Annotated in this window: 15 protein-coding genes and 2 pseudogenes; 7 read left to right on the top strand and 10 right to left on the bottom strand. The window is 71.8% G+C overall.

Annotated elements, in window-relative coordinates:
- Positions 1 to 141 precede the first annotated feature (141 nt).
- Complete coding sequence (locus tag ACZ7FF_RS34850; protein WP_470817468.1) at positions 142 to 426, bottom strand: DUF7848 domain-containing protein; 285 nt, start codon at positions 424 to 426, stop codon at positions 142 to 144.
- 925 nt (positions 427 to 1,351) lie between these two features.
- Here ACZ7FF_RS34850 and ACZ7FF_RS34845 point away from each other — a divergent pair.
- Complete coding sequence (locus tag ACZ7FF_RS34845; protein ID WP_470817467.1) at positions 1,352 to 2,083, top strand: XRE family transcriptional regulator; 732 nt, start codon at positions 1,352 to 1,354, stop codon at positions 2,081 to 2,083.
- Between the two features lie 6 nt (positions 2,084 to 2,089).
- Here the strand turns inward: ACZ7FF_RS34845 and ACZ7FF_RS34840 are convergent.
- A pseudogene (locus tag ACZ7FF_RS34840) lies at positions 2,090 to 2,248 on the bottom strand (transposase); the annotation flags it as partial.
- Between the two features lie 24 nt (positions 2,249 to 2,272).
- On the bottom strand, positions 2,273 to 3,511 hold the full coding sequence (locus tag ACZ7FF_RS34835; protein WP_470817554.1) for an IS701 family transposase: 1,239 nt from the start codon (positions 3,509 to 3,511) through the stop codon (positions 2,273 to 2,275).
- A 163-nt stretch (positions 3,512 to 3,674) separates the two neighbouring features.
- On the opposite strand from ACZ7FF_RS34835, the gene ACZ7FF_RS34830 reads away from it, so the two are divergent.
- Complete coding sequence (locus ACZ7FF_RS34830; protein WP_470817465.1) at positions 3,675 to 4,172, top strand: SMI1/KNR4 family protein; 498 nt, start codon at positions 3,675 to 3,677, stop codon at positions 4,170 to 4,172.
- A 117-nt stretch (positions 4,173 to 4,289) separates the two neighbouring features.
- Here ACZ7FF_RS34830 and ACZ7FF_RS34825 read toward each other — a convergent pair.
- From ACZ7FF_RS34825 to solA, 7 genes and pseudogenes are all read right to left on the bottom strand, one after another.
- A pseudogene (locus tag ACZ7FF_RS34825) lies at positions 4,290 to 4,552 on the bottom strand (transposase); the annotation flags it as partial.
- Between the two features lie 353 nt (positions 4,553 to 4,905).
- A complete protein-coding gene (locus ACZ7FF_RS34820) occupies positions 4,906 to 5,346 on the bottom strand; it encodes a mycothiol transferase (RefSeq protein WP_470817552.1) in 441 nt (146 codons plus the stop codon).
- 55 nt (positions 5,347 to 5,401) lie between these two features.
- On the bottom strand, positions 5,402 to 6,397 hold the full coding sequence (locus ACZ7FF_RS34815) for a DMT family transporter (protein ID WP_470817463.1): 996 nt from the start codon (positions 6,395 to 6,397) through the stop codon (positions 5,402 to 5,404).
- A gap of 133 nt (positions 6,398 to 6,530) precedes the next feature.
- Positions 6,531 to 7,178: a TetR/AcrR family transcriptional regulator gene (locus tag ACZ7FF_RS34810; RefSeq protein WP_470817461.1), complete on the bottom strand. Its 648-nt coding sequence runs from the start codon at positions 7,176 to 7,178 to the stop codon at positions 6,531 to 6,533.
- A gap of 82 nt (positions 7,179 to 7,260) precedes the next feature.
- The gene (locus ACZ7FF_RS34805; RefSeq protein ID WP_470817460.1) at positions 7,261 to 8,367 is read right to left on the bottom strand and encodes an FAD-dependent oxidoreductase; all 1,107 of its coding nucleotides are present in this window, start codon (positions 8,365 to 8,367) and stop codon (positions 7,261 to 7,263) included.
- Entirely contained in the window at positions 8,351 to 9,628 is a 1,278-nt protein-coding gene (locus tag ACZ7FF_RS34800; RefSeq protein WP_470817458.1) for a Glu/Leu/Phe/Val dehydrogenase dimerization domain-containing protein, read from the bottom strand. The genes ACZ7FF_RS34805 and ACZ7FF_RS34800 overlap by 17 nt, the downstream gene beginning before the upstream one ends.
- 84 nt (positions 9,629 to 9,712) lie before the next feature.
- Positions 9,713 to 10,894, bottom strand: coding sequence for an N-methyl-L-tryptophan oxidase (gene solA / locus ACZ7FF_RS34795; RefSeq protein WP_470817456.1), 1,182 nt, complete (start codon positions 10,892 to 10,894; stop codon positions 9,713 to 9,715).
- 689 nt (positions 10,895 to 11,583) lie between these two features.
- Between solA and ACZ7FF_RS34790 the strand changes: the two genes are divergently transcribed.
- The 5 genes from ACZ7FF_RS34790 to ACZ7FF_RS34770 all read left to right on the top strand — a co-directional run bounded on the left by ACZ7FF_RS34790 (position 11,584) and on the right by ACZ7FF_RS34770 (position 18,759).
- The gene (locus ACZ7FF_RS34790) at positions 11,584 to 13,881 is read left to right on the top strand and encodes an acetate--CoA ligase family protein (protein WP_470817454.1); all 2,298 of its coding nucleotides are present in this window, start codon (positions 11,584 to 11,586) and stop codon (positions 13,879 to 13,881) included.
- Entirely contained in the window at positions 13,878 to 14,684 is an 807-nt protein-coding gene (locus ACZ7FF_RS34785) for an SDR family oxidoreductase (protein ID WP_470817452.1), read from the top strand. The genes ACZ7FF_RS34790 and ACZ7FF_RS34785 overlap by 4 nt, the downstream gene beginning before the upstream one ends.
- Positions 14,681 to 16,336, top strand: a complete 1,656-nt coding sequence (locus ACZ7FF_RS34780) for a thiamine pyrophosphate-binding protein (protein WP_470817451.1) — start codon at positions 14,681 to 14,683, stop codon at positions 16,334 to 16,336. The genes ACZ7FF_RS34785 and ACZ7FF_RS34780 overlap by 4 nt, the downstream gene beginning before the upstream one ends.
- A 61-nt stretch (positions 16,337 to 16,397) precedes the next feature.
- Complete coding sequence (locus ACZ7FF_RS34775; protein ID WP_470817449.1) at positions 16,398 to 17,558, top strand: acyl-CoA dehydrogenase family protein; 1,161 nt, start codon at positions 16,398 to 16,400, stop codon at positions 17,556 to 17,558.
- 115 nt (positions 17,559 to 17,673) lie between these two features.
- Complete coding sequence (locus ACZ7FF_RS34770) at positions 17,674 to 18,759, top strand: S-(hydroxymethyl)mycothiol dehydrogenase (protein WP_470817447.1); 1,086 nt, start codon at positions 17,674 to 17,676, stop codon at positions 18,757 to 18,759.
- Positions 18,760 to 18,972 lie beyond the last annotated feature (213 nt).

The raw sequence follows: 18,972 nt of genomic DNA, 5'->3' as shown, positions 1-18,972 counted from the left end.
CAGGCCGGAGTGGCGGCGCGCCGTCCGGCCGGGCCGCGCGAATCGGCTTCGGGGCGACCCAGGTGGGCCGGATGCCCTTGCGACTCCGCACCACGCCCCAGAGGGTGTCGCCACCTACGGGTGCGGTCCTGTGAGGGGGCGCTATGCGTGTTGTGGGGCGCCCTGGGCGTCGAGGTTCCGGTACGGGTTGCCCTGTGCCGGGCTCACCCTCCAGAAGCTCTCTACGGTCGCTTTGTACTGCCGATGGGTCGGGTTGAGGCCCGTGTGTTTCAGCGTCCAGACCTCAACAGGCCCGCGCTCGTTGTCTGTTGGCTGCGCTTGCGCGCCGCAGGCGATGCACTCGGCGGAGTAGATGCCCGCCGGGGCACCCTCGGCGATTTCCGCACCCAGGGTCCATTCCGCGGCCCGGATGATTGAACGGGTCACTGCGCCTCCTGGTGTGAATCGTCGGCTGTCCTGCCGGAGCAACAGGGGCAGACACACGGCGGGTAAGCCTGGCCCAGCGTCGGGACCTTGACGGGTTTCACCGCACTCTTTGCCCGGACGCAGGTACGGGCGCCGGTGCCCGGATTGATCCGGTAGACCGCAATGGTCATTGCCATGGGATCAGGCACCCCCGCCCGAGTCCGCTCCGATGCGTGTGAGGCGATAGGCGCCCCACAACTCGTGGCCTTTCTCGCAGCCGCCGGTAGCCTCGCTGAGTCTCTTGCATTCCTCGCAGTCGCGGGCGTGCTCACACCACTCGCGGAAGGTCCGCTCCACGGCGTCTGCCTCGGTCACCGCTCGCGCCCCTGCCCGCGTTGCTGGGCGCCCCTGTTGAGGCCGTACCGGGGACACGTGCAGGCACGTCCAGGCGGCGTCTCCTGACGGTTCCCGTAGAGGCTCACGCCCCCGCGCAGGCTCGCCCAGTCGGCGGGCGGCAGCGCCCAGTGAGGGCCGGGCAGGACACGTGCCGGACGAGGCCCCGTGACACCCTGGGCGCGCAGCCTGGGCGCATCGACCAGCCTCCCCCCACACGCGTACGGGGTCGGCGACTGCGGGTGCACCACCTGCGACAGCGCCGGTGTGACGAGTCGGCTGAGCCTGCCTGCGGCAGGCGGTCCGAGCAGGACCGTCCTCACCCATTCGAGTACGAGGCGGATAAGGTCTGTCATGTCGTCGCTCCTCTGAAGCGTCGTCCACGCCCCCGGGCCGTTCCCGCGGTCGCGGGGGTCTGTCGTGCCGACCATCGTCCTGTCCCGTGACGGCCGTATCGCCGGACACCGAGGGACAGTTGGGTCGGTTGGGCGGTAGCGTTGAAAACGCCCAAACGTCCGTAGGAGGGGACTTGAATCGCGCCTTAAGATCAGCTATGGACGACGTCGGCATGTCCCCGCGACAGCTCGCAGTCCGCGTCGGAGTGGCGAGCAAGACGATTGAACGTTGGGTCGCAGACGAGAGCTTGATCCCGCATGCCAGAAACAGGGCAGACGCCGCCGAAGCGCTGAAAGTAGATGAGGAAATGCTCTGGCCGCAGGTAGTAAAGGACCGCGTAAAAACCGGTGGAGACCTGGAAATCGTGCGGACTTATCCCTACCGATCAGCCTGTCCGTCCACGGTGTGGGGTGACCTGGTGGCCAGCACGAAAGAAGACTTGTTCTTCGCTGGATACACGAACTACTTCGTATTCATCGAGCAGCCGAACTTTGTTGCCACACTCCGCAACAAGCTGGAAAGCGGCTGTCGGGTTCGCTTCCTTGTAGGCGACCCTGAAAGCGACATCACACGCCAGCGTGAGGTCATCGAGGACGTCGCCCTGTCCGTCTCCACCCGTATTAGCATCACACTAGAGAATCTGCGAAAACTGGACGGTGCCGAAGGCATGGAAGTGAGGTTCAGCGCTCCGGAAGACGCAGCGAATCACGTAAGCCTTTCAGTCTTTCGGTTCGACACTCAGGCTCTTGTAACACCTCACCTAGCACGACTCGTGGGCCACGATTCGCCGCTTCTCCATCTGCGTCGACGCGACGAGGCGGGGATGTTCGACCGCTTCACCGAACACGCAGAGGAACTCTGGACGCGAGCAACGCCTGTCACCGCCTAACAACGGCTAACACAATGAGCTGAGTTGTCGGTGTGCGTTCAGGCAGTAGGCAAGTTGGAGGAACGCTTCGTGGATGTCGGCTCTGCGTTCCCAGCGGATCCGCAGACGTCGGAAGCCGTGCAGCCACGCGAAGCTTCTCTCGATCACCCAGCGATAGGTGCCTAGTACTCCAGCTGTAGAACGTGATCTTCATGTCTGATTCGCGGCTTGTCTGCGGTAGTGGCTGGCTTGGGCTCGGGCCTGGTGGCGGCGTCGCCAGTCGGACCAGCGAAGCCGGTGCGTCGCATCATGCACGGGCGGGACGACCAGCGTCGTGAACAGTCGCTGGATCTCGTTGCAGGTGAGCGGGATCAGCCCGTCCGGGGCGGTATGGCGGGCGTGTTCGTCGGCGCGGACGACGGCGAGGAAGGCGTGGGCGAGCATGGCCAGGGTGACCCAGCGGACCCAGGAGGTGAAGCGGCGGACCTGGTGTTCGTCCAGTCCGGCCAGGCCCTTTCCGGTTTGAAAGGTCTCCTCCACCCGCCATCTGGACCCGGCGACACGGACCAGCGTGGCCAGGGGCACCGGGGCGGGCGACCAGCAGCGGTAGTAGGCGAGTTCGCCGGTGGTGCGATTACGGCGGATAAGCAGCTGGTGGCTGCCAGGCTGGGGTTCGGCGAGGCCGAAGATGGCCCAGTCGTAGAAGCGGTGGCCTTTGGCGCCGGCCCCTGCCGATAGCTTCTGCCATGCCCGCTTCGGCACCTTCGCGGCCAGGGCGTCCGCGCGGAAATTTCCTGCAGCGGTGGTGACGGCAGCCGAGCAAGCGACGGCAAGCACGTACCCGACCCCGCGCTCTTGCAATGCGGACCGCAGCTTCGGGTTGCCGCCGTAGACCTCGTCACCCGCGACCCAGCTCACGCGGTGCTCGGTGTCGAGAAACCGGCCGATCATGCGGGCTGCCAGTTCCGGCTTGGTCGCGAAAACGGTGTCCTCGCCCAGGCCCGCGACCCGGCAGCGGCCCGGGTCGCACGTCCACGAACGCGGGACGTACAACTCTCGGTCCACTGCCGCGTGCCCGCGGCGGCCCGCGTACACGAGGTAGACAGCGACCTGCGCGTTTTCGATCCGCCCCGCGGTGCCGGTGTACTGACGCTGGACCCCGACCGTAGAGGTCCCTTTCTTCAGGTCGCCGGTCTCGTCGACCACCAGGACCGCCTCGTCGTCGTGGAGGTTTTCCACGACGTAGTCGCGAATGTCGTCCCGGACGGCGTCCGCGTCCCAGGAGGCACGGCACAGCATGTGCTGCATGCCATTGGGGTTGGCCTCTCCGGCCCACTCCGCGATCGTCCAGCAGTTCTTGCGCGGCAGGTCTGACAGGAGCCCGAGTACCAGCCGTGCCGCCCGTCGGCGTGGTTCGACCCGCGCGAACCGGCCCGCCAAGCGCCCCATTAGACCGTCGAAGGCTTCCTTCCAACGGGTGGGATCTATGCTGTGGCCTGCGGCCACCGTCTCATCGTCAGTGCACACAACCTTCGATGATCAACGGTAGCCGCAGTCAGTTGCCCCGGATAGCCCGGGCAGGCTGTCGGTGGCAGCTGCTACGAATGTCGGCATGACCGACGACGAGATCATCCGCAGGATCCGAGAGCAGGATGTGGCCGGCGAGCTGCCGGCGCCTGCGCCGCCCGAGGCTGTGGCCGAGCTTGAGGCCGCGGTGGGGCATTCGATGCCGCCGCTCCTCAAGCGGATCTATCTCGAAGTCGCCGACGGTGGGTTCGGCCGCCGGGGTGAGGCTTTGTCCCTCGATACTTACTACAGCTTCAGCGACAGTGGTCGGCTGCTGGAGGAGTACTTGGGTTGGCGCGGACGCCCCAACTACCCACCGTCTGTTGTTCCTCTCCTGACATGGGGTTGTGCGATCTGGTCCCTCGTCGATTACAGCATCCCCGAAGGCCGCATGTGGGGTTGGGATCCCAACACCCGATGCCCTGAACACGGATACGCTCTGTTCCCCGAGGACCTCACTCTGGCCGAACGGCTCTGCGGCTGGCTGGACGGACGCGACGACTTTCCGAAGGCGCCCGCTGGTCCGTACTGCTCAGATTGCTGAAACCGCGGCGATGCCGTGCGGATGCATCCCGGTGGCCACTCTGCCAGGAACCCTTGCGCACAGGTCAGCCGAAGCGACCAGCGCAACAAGCAAGATCCCGATCTACAGCTGGAGTACTAGTCCGGTGCCGTGCCGTGTTCCGCGGCGGGCAATGGCCGGCACGATGCCGCGAGCGCGGACCTGGTCTCGGTAGATGTCGTGGTCATAGCCACGGTCGTCGAAGAGCGAGTCGGGTTTGCGCCGCGGTCGTCCGACCCGGCCGCGGACCGGCGGGATCGCATCGAGCAAGGCAGGAGCTGGGCGACGTCGTTGCGGTAGCCGCCGGTCGACAGGACGGCGAGCGGGGTGCCGTGTCCGTCGGTGATGAGCTCGTAACGCGATCATGATCCGGCCTTCCTAAGGCGTCTTCAGCAAATGAGACTGCAAGCCAATGAGATGAAGGCGACATGGAGTTCGAGACGTCGTTCCCAGCGGACCGCGAGGCGTTTGGACTGGTGGAGCAGGGCGAAGGTCTGCTCGACGAGGTAGCGGAACTCAGGCCGCCTTCGGGGCCGGCCGGGTCGTCCGGCGCCGGGCGGGATGCCGTCGACGAGGTCGAGCGTGGCCGGGAATCATCGGCGTCGACAGGTCTGATGGCCGGAGCCTCGTCGCGGAACGCTTCAAGAAGACCAGATCATGATCGCGCGACGAGCTCTCAAGGGTGTCCCGCAGCGCATCGGTGGTTCCTGGCGTCTCACTCGCCGGTCTTGCCGTCAATGAGCTCGCGCGCGACGTCGAGGTGCCCGAGTGGCGCGCGTGTTCCTGCAACAGATGGAAGAGGATTCGCCCGAGTGAGGGCGCTTGGTCGAGCGTCCTGAAGCGGCCTCCGAGGCGTGCTGTGTCGCTCAGGGCTCGCAACAAGGGGCTTCGCGGCTGCCGCCTCCGCTTGGTAGGTGGCTATGACCTCCGCGGCGGAGGTGTCGTCGGCAACCGTCCACTCCTCGGCATCTCCGCCGGGCGGATACGGGACGACGTCCTCGGCGGCAAACCCCCATCGCAGCCATCGGCGCTCGACCCAGCCGAGATGTTGGACCAGGCCGAGCGGCGACCAGCCCAGCGGCTCGACAGGCGTGCGCAGCTGGTCGTCAGACGGCCCGGCAAGCTTTCGTATCAGAGCCTTGCGGTACCACTCCAGGTAGCCAAGGAGCAGTTCATGGGCGTCGGAGACGTCGACGGCTGCGGGACAACCTTCAGGTCCCCGCCCCCTCCTCGGCGCCGGGTGCGACCCGGGTGCCGGGCGTCTCCCGGAGGTCCGGGTGCGGCTCGGGCACCGCCAGGGGGTCCGCGAGGGGCGGGTCGCCGCGGCGCTCGGACGCGATGACGAGGTACATGGCCAGCACGATCAGCAGTCCGCCGACGACGGTACGGGCCGTCGGCGGGACGCCCACCAGCAGGCTGAAGAGCGACACGAAGAGCGGTTCGCACGCCATGACCACGGCGGCGGTGGCGGCCGGCACCCGGGACTGCGCCCAGGTCTGCACCATGTACATCCCCAGCGTGGCCAGGAGGGTCGAGTAGGCGAGCCAGCCCCAGCCCGGCCCGGTGTCGGGCAGGTCGATGCCGCCGGGCAGCGCCCAGGCGGCGGCGATGACGCCCGAACCGAGGATCTGGAGCGTGGCCAGCCCGTAGACCTTGTCGGCCGACGCGAACTCGCTCAGCAGGGCCAGTTGGACCGAGTAGCACACTGCCGCGGTCAGTGTCAGCCAGGCGCCGATGCCGAACGAGACGCCGTTGAAGGAGATCACGGCCAGTCCCGCCGTCGCCGCGAGCACGGCGGCCCACACGCCCCGGCTCACCCGGGCCTTGAACAGCACCCGCGCCACCAGGGGCGTCAGCACGACGAACAGCGAGGTCAGGAAGCCGGACTGGGAGGCCGGGAGGTGGTGCTGCCCCTGCACCTGCAGCAGGGTTCCCGAGCCCAGGAAGCAGGCCAGGCCGAGCCCGGCGCCCACGTGCCGACGTCCGAGTCCCAGTAGCGCCCGCGGCCGGATCGCCACCATGAGGAGGCCGGCGAGGACGAAGCGGACGGCGACCAGGCTGGCCGTGTCCATCTCCGGCAGCAGCCAGACCGTCGCGAGATAGCTCCAGCCCCAGACGGCCGTCGCGCAGACCAGCGCGACGACGGCCAGACGCCGTGTCCCGGACCGGCGGGCGCGGGTCTCGGCAGCGGAGGCGATGGCGGTCACGGCGGCCCCCTTTCAACCATGATCGACGCCGGATCCGGAAGGCTCCGGAATGCGGGCCCGCAGCCTATTTACTGACTGTCTCGTCAGTCAATGGAATACATGGAGGTGGAGCCGGAGGCGCGCGCCCGGGCGGTCAGGCGGTCTCGGCCGGGTCGTCCTGCCGGGTCCGGCGCGAGGCCAGGGCCTGCGGATCCACACCGAGCTGGGCGGCCACGTGTTCACGCACCCAGCGCAGCGCCTCCGCCTTGTCCAGGGCGCCGCGCCGGGCGGCCAGCTGCACCGCGAGGCCGTCCAGGAAGAGGGTGATGTGCCAGGCGGCCGACCGCGGGTCGGCGCACGTGAACTCGCCGCGCCGTACTCCCTCTTCGACCAGTGTGGTGATGCCGGACTTCCACTCGTTGTCCATCCGCATCATCACATCCTGAAGCCCCCTGTCCCGCATGCCCGCGGACCAGCCGTCGATCCACAGTCGCCAGGAGGGGGCCTGCCCGGTCGGGGAGTACAGCCTCAGCACGGCCTTCATCCGGGTGATCGCGGACGTCGGCCGGCCGACCGTGGCGCGCAGGGCCTCCATCTCGCGCCGGGCCGCGTGCGCGAAGGCCTCCTCGACGAGCTGCTCCTTGGTGGCGAAGTGGTAGTGCACCAGCCCGCTGCTCACCTGGAGCGCCGCCGCCACGTCGGCGACCCGTGTCGTCGCGATGCCGCGCTGCTTTATCTGCTCCACCGTCGCGTCGAGGATCTCCTCGCGCCTGAGAACGACCTGTTTGCGTGCCACGGCCATACTGTACCTCCCTTCCTGACTCGCCTGTCAGCAAACTGCACCGGCCGGCTCTCGGCGCGAGTGCCACGGCCGGGTCGCCGACCTAGCGGTGGGCGGCCAGCCGGAACTGCTCGGGCACGTCGTGGCCGCCGGTCACGAGGTCCGCCGTGAGTTCACCGATCAGCGGCGCGAACTTGGCCCCGTGTCCCGAGCAGGGCGAGCACACCACGAGCGGACCGACGCGGTCGAGCAGGAAGTCCTCGCTCGGCGTGAAGGTGAACAGGCAGGTCGTCTCCGAGCGGGGCTCGGGGTCCAGGCCCGGCAGCCACTCCTTGACGTACTCGACCACGCGGGCGCGGGACTCGTCGGTGATCACGTGGTCCCGTGCGGCGGCGGTGGTGCGGGCACCGCCGTAGTGCTCGCCGATCTTGCGGTCGTCGCCGGGGCCGCCGTCGCGCCCGCCCGCCAGGTGGTAGATGCCCGGGCCGTGCTCGTGCAGGACGCTGGGCCAGGCGGGTGCGCCGGTGTCCAGCCGGGGGAAGTGGAAGGTGTCCTGCTGGGTCACGTTCAGCGGCGGCATCGCCACGAGCCCGTCGAGCAGTCCGGCGGCCCACGCGCCCGCGGCGACCACCACGTGGCGCGCCAGGACGCTTGCACCGTCGGTGAGTTCCACGCGCGCGCCGTCGTCCGCCACGGACAGCGAGCGGACCCCGACGCCGTGCCGGACGGCCGCTCCCTCCCGCCGGGCTACGTCGAGGAACGCCGTCACCGCCGCCGCCGCGTCCACCGTGCCGCCCTGGGCGTGGTGGACGACCGGTCCCGAAAAGCGCATGCCCGGCCAGCGCGACTCGGCGTCGCCGGCGCTGAGCACTTCGTGCCGCACGCCCGCGGCCGCGAGCTGGGCGGCCACCGACGCGGCGTACTGCGGGGTGCCGAAGTCGACGCTGCCGAGCATGCGCAGCAACGGCACGCCGGCCTGGAGCTCCAGCTCCCGCCACAGCTCGAAGGCCCGCCCGGTCAGCCGGGTGTACAGGGCGTCCTCGTAGCCGCGGCGCACGATGCGCGCGCTGCCGTGGGAGCTGCCGTGGTGGTGACCGGCCTCGCACTGCTCCAGCAGGAGCACCGACAGACCGCGGCGGGCGGCCGACCACGCCGTGGCGGCGCCCATCAGGCCTCCCCCGACGACCACGAGATCAGTGCGCCGCGTCATGTCCGCCTCCGTCCGCCGCCGGGAACGCGCTTGCCGCAAGCGTGCCGCCGTCGCGCCCGAAACGCGCCTCGATCTCTCCGAGTCTCACATCCACCGCCCGTTGCGCCGCCTCCCTCGGGGTGACGCCGAGGGAGGCCGCCTCGTCGAGCATCTCCTCGGTGAGCCGGCGCATGGACGCCCGGACCTTGCCGTGAGCCTCTGCCGCATCCGCTCCGATGTCGCCGAACAGGGTCCACCACCACCAGGCGTTGGTGGCCGAGTTGGCCACGAAGTCCGGCAGCACCACGACGCCGCGCGCGTGCAGGGCGGCCTCGGCGTCGGGAAGCGTGGGCATGTTGGCGGCCTCGGCGACGACACGGGCCCTGATCCGGGCCTGGTTGCCGGTGTCGATGCAGTAGGACACCGCCGCGGGCACCAGGATCTCGCAGTCGAGGCCGAGCCAGGCATCGCCGTCGGCCTCCGTGTCGCCGGGGCCGAGCTGCGTGCGGTCGATGCCGCCGAGCGGGTCCCGGGTCAGCAGCAGGCGCTCGACGTCCAGGCCGTCGGGGTTGACCACGGTGCCCCGCGCGTCGGCCAGGCCCACCACGCTCACCCCCGCCCGGGCCAGGTACCGGGCGGTGGCCCCGCCCATGGAACCGAATCCCTGGACGACGGCGCGCGCGGACCCCGGTGCCACGCCGGTGCGCTCCAGCGCGGTCAGCGCCGATTCGGCGACACCGAGACCCCCGACGAGTTCGGGCAGGGCGACGCCGTCCACCTGTACGGCGAAGGCGTCGGCCAGCCGTGCGCGGGCCTCGACGGCATCGTCCAGCAGCGGATAGATGGCCTCGACCGAACTGTCCATCCCCAGCTCGGCGACGGCCTCGTCCAGTGTGTCCTGGCGGAGCCCGAGGTCCTCACCCGTGGTCCACTGGTGCCGCAGCAGCGGCTGGACGGCCGCCAGGAAGCGCACCAGCACCTCACGCGCCCGGGGGTCGGTGGGGCTGATGTCGATGCCGCCCTTCGCGCCGCCGAGCGGGACGTACCGGTTGCCGCGGGAGTAGTGCAGTGCCTCCTTGCGGGTCATGCCCGCGGCCAGGCCGCCGACCTCCTCCAGGGTGCATCCCTCGCGCATCCGCAGGCCGCCGCTGGCGACCCCGCGGACCAGCCGGTCGACGACTACGAAACCCTGGCGTCCGGTGACGGGGTCGGTCCAGATCACCTGGAGGTGCGGCGCCGTGGCGCCATGGGTGCGGATGGTGCTCGGGGCGGTGGCTGGCATGGCTTCCCTGCGAATGGTCGGGCACACGTCACTGACGGTGTGGCGGAAGGGAACTGACGGGGGAACGGCGGCGGGGCGTTCCGCTCAGGTCATCCAGTTGACGGGGTGCGACGGGTCGGTGAGTGCGGGCCGGTCCAGCCGGAACCCGGCGTACGGTTCCCCGGCCGCCAGGGCGGGATCCTGTACGAGGTCGCTGAGCAGCCGTCCGAAGGTCGGCGCGAACTTGAAGGCGTGCGCGGCTCCTAGGCCGACCAGCACCCGCTCCGATCCGGGTACGGGACCGAGGACGAAGTCCCGGTCGGGGGTGAGGGTGTAGAGGCATCGTCTGGAGCGCACGGGCCTGCCGCTGGCCGGGAACCTCTCGCGCATGAAACGGGAGAGCACGTCGAGCATCCCCGGGTCCGTACGTCCGGACCGCGTGTCGGGGGTGACCTGCGGACCGCCGCAGTCCTGGCCGGCCTTCACCGTGGGCTCCCCGTAGGTGGGGAAGCCGTAGAAGCTGGGGTCGTCCAGCCAGATCCACACGGGGAAGGCCTCGGGCGCGAACCGCGAGGGATCGTCCGGTTCGAAGTAGGTGACCTGCTCCTCCAGCACCGTCAGCGGGATCTCCCAGCCCAGCGGCCGCAGCAGGACGTTGGCCCAGGAGTCCGTGCACAGCACCACGTGCCCGGCGCTGTAGCGGCCGCGTGGCGTGGTGACCTGTACGCCGTTCGCGTCCTGCCGGACGGCGGTCACCGGCTCGTCCCCGCCGAGCCGGGCCCCGGCCGCCACCGCGAGGCGCTGGAAGGCGGCGGTGGAGCGCGCGGCGGGGACGATGGAGGTGCGGTCCTGGAACATCGCCGTGGTGCCGTCGGGCACCGAGATCTGCGGCCAGCGCTCGCGCACCTGGTCCGTGTCCAGCAGTTCGTAGCCGATGCCCTCGGCGTCCAGGCTCTGCCAGTAGTCCGACAGCGGCAGCGAGGAACCGGCGGGGCACAGGTCGAGCCCGCCGGTCCGGGTCACGAACCGCTCCCCGGCGGCCTTCTCGGCGTGGGCCCAGTCGTCGTAGGCCTCACGCGTCAGACGGACGTAGTCGGGACGGTGGTAGCTGTGGCGCAGGATGCGCGAGGTGTCGTGCGAGGCCCCGCGGTCGTGGCCCAGTGGGAACTGGTCCAGTCCGAGCACCCGGTGGCCGGACTCCGCGAGATGCCAGGCGGCCGCGGAACCGAGTCCTCCCAGGCCGACGACGATCACGTCGAAGGTGTCCGTCCCGGTGTGCACAGTCATGGCGTGGCCTCTCGAAGCGGTTCGCCGCGTCATGGCATCTGGGGCGCACGCGCGGCAGGGGACGCTGACGGGGACAAGGTGCGGGGGAGCCGCTCGCTGCGCTGGACCCGGCCTGCCGGGCAGACGACGAGGCGGACGTGATGGGACGCTCCGCCGAGGAGCGAATACTGATCGACCATGCAGTAGGGGATTCCCGCCTGTCAACACCTCGGCCTTCGTCCCGGGCCGGTGGCGCAGCCGCCGCGCGGGGGCCCGTCCGGCACCGGCCGAAGGGCCCCCGGGCCGTGTCGAACGGAGCAGGACCACGCCGACGGCAGCGGCACTGAACAGCCAACGAGCGTGTTCTGCGGGGTGATCGGGGCGCCGGTGCGGGCACGGTCGCCGTACCCGGCCGCCACCGCAATGAGCGCGTCAGCAACTGATTCCTCGGTCAGGAAAACCCGGTGACGACGATTGACAAACGCTCCTCGCAGACCACACGCTAGCGATTAACTGACTGTCTCGTCGGTCAGTAAGGCCTCGCTCGGGACGGCTTCCCCCGCCGCTCTCCGGGTGGGGACGACGGCCCTGGAGACGTCTCGCGGCCGGCGGCCGGAGCCGGACGTCCGACCCCGCGCGACCCGATTCGCCCCACCCGTGCGTGATCCGCCCGGACCCAGCCCCCGTGTGACCCGAGAGGAGCCGCCACGATGTCCGCGAACCCGAACCCCGGCGCGAGGCACGACCGCGGACTGGAGGTCTTCAGGACCCCCGCGTCCGTGGCGGTCGTCGGAGCCTCCGCCAACACGGCGAAGTGGGGGTACTGGCTGGCCCGCGGCGCGCTGACGGGACGTTCCCGGCGCACGGTCCACCTGGTCACCCGGCACGGCGGGGAGATCCTCGGTACCCCCTCCCACACCCGCCTCTGCGAACTGCCCGAGGTACCCGACCTGGTCGCCTTCTGCGTCCCGGCGTCCGAGGTGCCCTCCGTGGTCGACGAGGCCCTCCGGCTCGGTGTGCGGGGACTGATCGGCATCACGGCCGGGGTCCCCGACGAGCGGGCGCTGGCCGCCAGGGTCCGGGCCGCGGGCGCGCGGATGATCGGCCCCAGCAGCCTGGGCGTGTTCGACGCCGCGTCCTCACTGCAGATCGCCTGGGGCGACTTCCCGCCCGGCGAACTGGCGGTGATCTCCCAGAGCGGCCAGATCGGCAGCGAGATCGCCCTCCTCGCCCAGCGGGCCGGCCTGGGTCTGTCCCGGTTCGTCTCCGTCGGCGCCCAGGCAGACGTCGGCGCGGCCGAACTCCTCGAGGACCTCGTCGACCACCCGCTGACCCGCGCCGTGGGGCTGTACCTCGAAAGCTTCCAGGACGGCCGCCGCGTCTTCGCGGCCGTTCGCGCGCTGCGCGCCGCGGGCAAGCACGTCGTCCTGCTCACCACGGGCGGCAGCGAGGCCGGAGCCCGGGCCGCGCGGTCCCACACCAGTGCGCTGACCTCGCCGACCGAACTCGTGGACGCCGCCTGCCGGGCAGCAGGCGCGGTGCGGGTGCCCACGCCCGCCGCGCTGGTCGACGTGGTCACCTGTCTGCTGGCGGGTTCCCTGCCGGCCGGTCGCAGGACCGGCATCGTCAGCGACAGCGGTGGGCAGGGCGCGATCGCCGCCGACTGCGCGAGCCGGCGCGGTCTGACCGTCCCGGAACTGAGCGAGCGGGCCTCCGCGGACGTCGCCGCCGCACTGCCCCCGGCCGCGGCGACCGGCAATCCCGTGGACCTGGCCGGCGCGGGTGAGCGCGACCTCGCCAGCTACCGGGACACGGTGACCGCGCTGCTGCGCTCGGGCGAGGTGGACAGCGTCCTGCTCACCGGCTACTTCGGCCGGTACGAACTCGACAGTCCCGCGCTCGCCGGACTGGAACGGCAGGTGGCGGCCGGGCTCGCCGAGGCAGCCCGCGACCACGGGCGACCGCTCGTCGTGCACACGATGGGCGCGGACGGGGAGACCGCCCGTCTGCTGCGTGCGGCCGGGGTCGCCGTCTTCGCCACCGTCGAGGCCGCCGTGGACGCGCTCGCCGGGGCCGTCGCGCTGCACGCGCACCCGGGCCGGCCGCCGGCGCCGGTGCCGGCCGGCGGCGACAACGGCCCCGGCTCGCCGGGGTACTGGACGGCCCGGGCGCTGCTGGCCGAGGCGGGCGTCGCCTTCCCGGCGGCGCGCCGGGTCCGCGAGGGCGCGGAGGTCACCGCGGCCGCGGCCGAACTGCGGCCGCCCTATGTGCTCAAGGCCGGGTGGCTCGCCCACAAGACGGAGGCCGACGGGGTGCGGATCGGCCTGCGCGACGGCGCGGACGCGCTCGCGGCCTTCACCGAGATGTACGGCCGGCTGGGCGAGGGGGCGTACGTCCTCGAGGAACAGGACGTACGGCCGGGCGTGGTCGAGGTGATCGTCGGTGGGCGGCGGGACCGGTTCCTCGGGCCCATGGTCACCGTCGGGGCCGGCGGCACCGAGGCCGAGCTGCACCGCGACTCGGTCACCGAGTGCGCGCCGGTCGACCTCGCCACGGCCCGGGCGATGATCGCCGGTCTGCGCTCGGCGCCGCTGCTGGCCGGCTGGCGGGGACGGCCCGCCGCCGACGTGGAGGCCCTCGCCGAGACCGTCGTCGCGGTCTCCCGCCTCGTCGCCCGCCTCACCGCGGACGGAGCGGAGATCGAGATCAACCCGGTGCGCGTCGCCGCCGACGGCGCGATCGCCGTCGACGCCCTGCTGCTCACGAGCGAGTCCGATGCGGACATCGGTACGACCGTGGGCGGGGGCACCGGTACGACCGCGTATGCGGTGAGCGGCATGACGACCGGTGGGGACATCGGCACGACCACTGGTGCGGACATCGGTACGACCGTGGGCGGGGGCACCGGTACGACCACCGGTGGGGATGGCGGTACGACCACCGGCGGGGACATCGGCACGACCACCGGTGGGGACATCGGCACGATCAACGGAAGGGACGGGGCATGACCCACCCAGTACAGCCCGACGAGTTCAGCGGACGGACCGCGCTGGTCACCGGCGGCGGTTCGGGCATCGGCCAGGCCATCGCCCGGCGCTGGGCGGCCGGCGGCGGCCATGTCACCGTGCTGGGACGGCGCCCGGAGGCGCTGCGGGGCACGGTCGAGTCGATCGAGGCCGCCGGCGGCAGCGCCGACTCCGTGGCCTGCGACGTCCGCGACTCCGACGCGGTGGACGCCGCGGTCGACCAGGTCGCCGAGCGCCACGGACGGCTGGACGTCCTGGTCAACAACGCCGCCGGGAACTTCGTGGTGCCCGCGGAACGACTGTCGCCGCGGGGCTGGAAGGCCGTCGTCGACATCGTCCTCAACGGCACGTTCCACTGCACCAGGGCCGCGGCCCGCCACATGCTGCCTCAGGGCGGCGGCGCCGTCCTCAACGTCATCGCCGGATACGCCTGGCACGGTCACCCCGGTACGGTCCACAGCGCCGCCGCGAAGGGGGGCGTCCTCGCGATGACCCGTACCCTCGCCGTGGAGTGGGCGGACCGCGGCGTCCGGCTCAACTGCATCGCGCCCGGCCCCACCGAGACCGAGGGCGCCGCCGCCGCGCTGTGGCCGGACGCCGCCGCACGGGCCCGGGTCCTCGGCAGCGTTCCGGCCGGCCGCTTCACCACCCCCGAGGAAGTGGCCGAGACCGCCGCCTTCCTGATCAGCGACCGGGCCGCGTACGTCACCGGTGAGGTGCTCGTGGTGGACGGCGGCCAGTGGCTCGGCAAGGCCGTCTACACCAACCCCCAGGACGCACCGTGACGGGCGCGACGACCGGTGCGGCGACGGGTACGGCGACCGGCGCGACGACCAGTGCGGTGACCGGTGTGATGACCGGTGGCGAGGCTTTGGTCGCCGCGTTGGACGCGCACGGCGTGGACACCGTCTTCGGGATCCCCGGCACCCACAACCTGCCCGTCTACGCCGCCCTCGCCCGCAGCGGCATCCGGCACGTCTCGCCCCGGCACGAACAGGGCGCCGCGTTCGCCGCCGACGGCTGGGCCCGCGCCACGGGGCAGCCCGGAGTGTGCCTCACCACGACCGGGCCGGCCGTGCTCAACGCCGCCACCGCCGCCGCGCAGTCCTACTCCGACTCCGTCCCCGTCCTGCTCGTCTCGCCGGGCATGCCCCTGCGCCATCCGGGCCGCGGGAACGGCCTGCTGCACGAGGTGAAGGACCAGCGGGCCGCGCTCGACGCCGTCCTCGCCTACAGCCATCGCGTCACCAGCGTCGCGGAGATCCCGCTCGCCGTGGCCCAGGCCTACGCCTCGATGCGGACCGGACGCCCGCGCCCCGTCCACCTGGAGATCCCCCTGGACCTCCTGGACGAGAGCGCGCCGGCCCCGCTCGTGCACCCGGTGCCGGTGACACCCGCCGCCCTGCCCGCCGAGGCGGCCGGGCAGGCGGCCCGGCACCTCGCCGCGGCCGAACGCCCCCTGATCATCGCGGGCGGCGGCGCCGCCGTCGCCCACCGCGAACTGCGCGAGCTGGCCGAGCGGTTGGGCGCCCCCGTGGTGACCACCGCGAACGGCAAGGGAGCCGTCCCGGACCGTCATCCGCTGGCCGTCGGAGCCGGACTGCACCATCGCGCCGTGCACGACCTGGTGGCCGGCAGCGACGTCGTGCTCGCGGTCGGCACCGAACTCGCCCCGGCGGACCTGTGGAACGGGCCGCTCGAGTTCACCGGAACCCTGCTGCGCATCGACGTGGACGCGCAGACCGTCGTCACCAACGCACGCCCGGACCTGCCGCTGGTCGCCGATTCCGGGTCGTCCCTGCGCGCGATCCGCGAGGCGCTGCCGACGGGACAGCCCTCCTCCGGCGGGGCGCACCGCGCCGCCACGGCGCGGGCGGAGCGCACCGCGCAGGCCCGTGCCGAGGGAGCCTGCCATCTGGAGCTGACGGACGCGCTCGCCCGGGCCCTCGGCGACACCGGCATCCTGGCGGCGGACTCGGCCATGGCCGCGTACCACGGCGCGCTGTCCAACCTGCCCGCCCAGCGCCCCCGGACGTTCCTGTACCCGACCGGCCTCGGCACGCTCGGCTACGGGCTGCCGGCCGCCATCGGCGCCAAACTGGCCCGCCCCGAGGTACCGGTGATCGCCCTGCACGGCGACGGCGGCGTCATGTTCACGATCCAGGAACTCGCCGCCGCGGCCCAGCTGCGCCTGCCGCTGCCCGTGGTGGTGTCGGACAACGGCGGCTACGGCGAGATCCGCAACGAGATGGCCGACCGGCGGGACCCCGTCCACGCGGTCGACCTGCCCGGCACCGACTTCGTCGCCCTCGCCCGCGCACTGGGGTGCCGCGGCGTGCGCGCCCACGACCCCGGACAACTGGCCGAGGCGCTGGGCACCGCCCTGACGGCGGACCGCCCCACCCTCGTCCACTGGCCGGAGAAGGCGGCCTGCTGAACCCCACCAGGGGTTACCGCCCCGCCCCCGGCGGCGGAACCCGAACGACAGGAGGAAGACCTTGACCGCGCTCATCGACCCCTGGCCGCTCACCGACGAACAGCGGGCGATCGTCGAACTCTGCCGCGACTTCGCCCGCAGGGAGATCAGGCCCCGGGCCCGTGCCGTCGACGAGGCCGACGTCGTCACCCCCGTCGACATCTGGCGCAAGGCCGCGCAGGTGGGCATCACCGACTTCATGCTGCCCGAGGAACTCGGCGGCGGTGGCTTCACGGACGTCTTCACGCAGTGCCTCGTACAGGAGGAGCTGTGCTTCGGCGATCCAGGCATCGGCAACCTGCTCTGCTCGAACGGCTTCTTCGCCGATCCGGTGCTGGAACTCGGTACCCCCGCCCAGCAGAAGCGCTGGCTCGGCCCGCTGGCCGGAGCTGACGCGCCGATGACGGCGCTGGCCACCACCGAGCCCTCGGCGGGTTCCGACGCGGCGTCGATCAGGACCACGGCCCGGCGGGTCGAGGGCGGATATGTGCTCAACGGGCAGAAGGCCTGGATCTCCAACGCCGGTGCGGCCCGCTCCTACGTCGTCTTCGCCAAGACCGACCCGGACCTGCGCTCCAGGGGGGTCACCGCCTTCCTGGTGGACGCCGAGAGCGACGGACTGAGCGTCGGCGAGCCGATGCGCAAGATGGGGCAGCGGGCCATCGTGTGCCGGGAGGTGTTCCTCTCCGACGTGTTCGTCCCCGAGGACGCCCGGCTCGGCGAGGAGGGGCAGGGCTTCCACGGCCTGATGCGCACCTTCGACATCTCCCGCATCGTCCTCGGCGCGGCCGCCGTCGGCTCGGCCCGCGCCGCCTACGAGTACGCGCGCGACTACGCGTGCGTCCGCATCCAGTTCGACCGGCCCATCATCGAGCACCAGGCCGTCGCCTTCCGCCTGGCCGACATGGCCACCCGGATCGAGTCGGCCCGGCTGCTGGTGCTGCGCGCGGCCCGCGCGGTGGACGCCGGCTCGCGGGACGTGGCCGGTCTGGCCGCGATGGCGAAACTCACCGCCTCCGAGACCGCCATGTTCTGCACCTGGGCGGCCGTGCAGACGCTCGGCGGCTGGGGCTACTCGCGCGAGTACCCGGTGGAGCAGTGGATGCGCGACGCCAAGCTCGAGGAGATCGAGGAAGGCACGTCGGACATCATGCGCCTGCTCATCTCCCGTCACCTGCCCTGATGACACGGGCCGCGAGCCCGGTGCGCCGGGCCCGCGGCCGGACACAGCATCCCCCGGCGCGCCGTCACCGGCGGGCGGCGCGCGACCGACGGACCAGACCGGAGAGACCGAGGACATGGCACAAGAGGTACGAGGCGTGGTGGCGCTCGCCGAGGGCGAACCCGTGGAGCTGCGCACGATCGTGATTCCCGACCCCGGGCCGGGCGAGGCGGTGGTGCGCGTCCAGGCCTGCGGGGTCTGCCACACCGACCTGCACTACCGGGAGGGTGGCATCGGCGACGACTTCCCCTTCCTGCTCGGACATGAGGCGGCCGGCGTCGTGGAGTCGGTGGGGGAGGGCGTCGAGGACGTCGCACCGGGCGACTTCGTCGTGCTCAACTGGCGTGCGGTGTGCGGCCGTTGCCGGGCATGCAAGCGGGGCCGGCCCTGGTACTGCTTCGACACCCACAACGCCGGGCAGCGGATGACCCTCGACGACGGCACCGAACTGTCCGCGGCCCTCGGCATCGGAGCCTTCGCCGAGAAGACCCTGGTGGCCGCCGGACAGTGCACGAAGGTCGACCCGTCCGTCTCTCCGGCCGTGGCCGGGCTGCTCGGTTGCGGGGTGATGGCCGGCATCGGCGCCGCGGTCAACACCGGCGGCGTCGGCCGGGGCGACTCGGTCGCCGTGATCGGCTGCGGCGGCGTCGGTACGGCGGCGGTCGCCGGGGCGGCCCTGGCCGGTGCGTCGCGCATCATCGCGGTCGACCTCGACGACCGCAAGCTGCGCACCGCCCGCGGCCTCGGCGCCACCCACACCGTCAACCCGGGCACGACCGACCCGGTCTGGGCGATCCGCGAACTGACGGGCGGACACGGGGCCGACGTCGTCATCGACGCCGTCGGCCGGCCGGAGACCTACGAACAGGCCTTCTACGCGCGCGACCTCGCGGGCACCGTCGTGCTGGTGGGCGTCCCCATGCCGGAGAAGCGCCTCGACCTGCCGCTGCTCGACGTGTTCGGCCGGGGCGGCGCGCTGAAGTCCTCGTGGTACGGGGACTGCCTGCCCTCGCGCGACTTCCCCATGCTGGTCGACCTCCATCTGCAGGGCCGGCTGGAGCTGGACGCCTTCGTCACCGAGACCATCGCGCTGGAGGACGTGGAGGAGGCCTTCGTCCGGATGCAACGCGGCGACGTGCTGCGCTCCGTCGTGCTGCTGTGAGGAGTGGTCCCGGCCGCGTCCCGGCGGGGGCCGTCTGCCTCTAGGGGCATGTCCATTGCCCGCCCGTGCACGGTCGGGCCGGGAGTCCGCCGTGCGGGACCACGTGAGCGGCGAGGCGGCGGCCCGGCCGGATCGGGTGGCCGGCGAAGTGCCCCGTACGGCGGCGCAACCGCGCCGCCGGAAGCGCGAGGAGACGGCCTTTTCGCTGGTGGC

Source organism: Streptomyces sp. NPDC037126 (assembly GCF_055605965.1).
This window is presented reverse-complemented; position numbering and strand designations above follow the sequence as displayed.

What these genes read in the sequence shown, in the direction of transcription:
- ACZ7FF_RS34845 (WP_470817467.1), top strand. Translation starts at nt 1,352, where the DNA reads ATGGACGACGTCGGCATGTCCCCGCGACAGCTCGCAGTCCGCGTCGGA.
- ACZ7FF_RS34835 (WP_470817554.1), bottom strand. Translation starts at nt 3,511, where the DNA reads ATGGGGCGCTTGGCGGGCCGGTTCGCGCGGGTCGAACCACGCCGACGG.
- ACZ7FF_RS34830 (WP_470817465.1), top strand. Translation starts at nt 3,675, where the DNA reads ATGACCGACGACGAGATCATCCGCAGGATCCGAGAGCAGGATGTGGCC.
- ACZ7FF_RS34810 (WP_470817461.1), bottom strand. Translation starts at nt 7,178, where the DNA reads ATGGCCGTGGCACGCAAACAGGTCGTTCTCAGGCGCGAGGAGATCCTC.
- ACZ7FF_RS34805 (WP_470817460.1), bottom strand. Translation starts at nt 8,367, where the DNA reads ATGACGCGGCGCACTGATCTCGTGGTCGTCGGGGGAGGCCTGATGGGC.
- ACZ7FF_RS34800 (WP_470817458.1), bottom strand. Translation starts at nt 9,628, where the DNA reads ATGCCAGCCACCGCCCCGAGCACCATCCGCACCCATGGCGCCACGGCG.
- solA (WP_470817456.1), bottom strand. Translation starts at nt 10,894, where the DNA reads ATGACTGTGCACACCGGGACGGACACCTTCGACGTGATCGTCGTCGGC.
- ACZ7FF_RS34790 (WP_470817454.1), top strand. Translation starts at nt 11,584, where the DNA reads ATGTCCGCGAACCCGAACCCCGGCGCGAGGCACGACCGCGGACTGGAG.
- ACZ7FF_RS34785 (WP_470817452.1), top strand. Translation starts at nt 13,878, where the DNA reads ATGACCCACCCAGTACAGCCCGACGAGTTCAGCGGACGGACCGCGCTG.
- ACZ7FF_RS34770 (WP_470817447.1), top strand. Translation starts at nt 17,674, where the DNA reads ATGGCACAAGAGGTACGAGGCGTGGTGGCGCTCGCCGAGGGCGAACCC.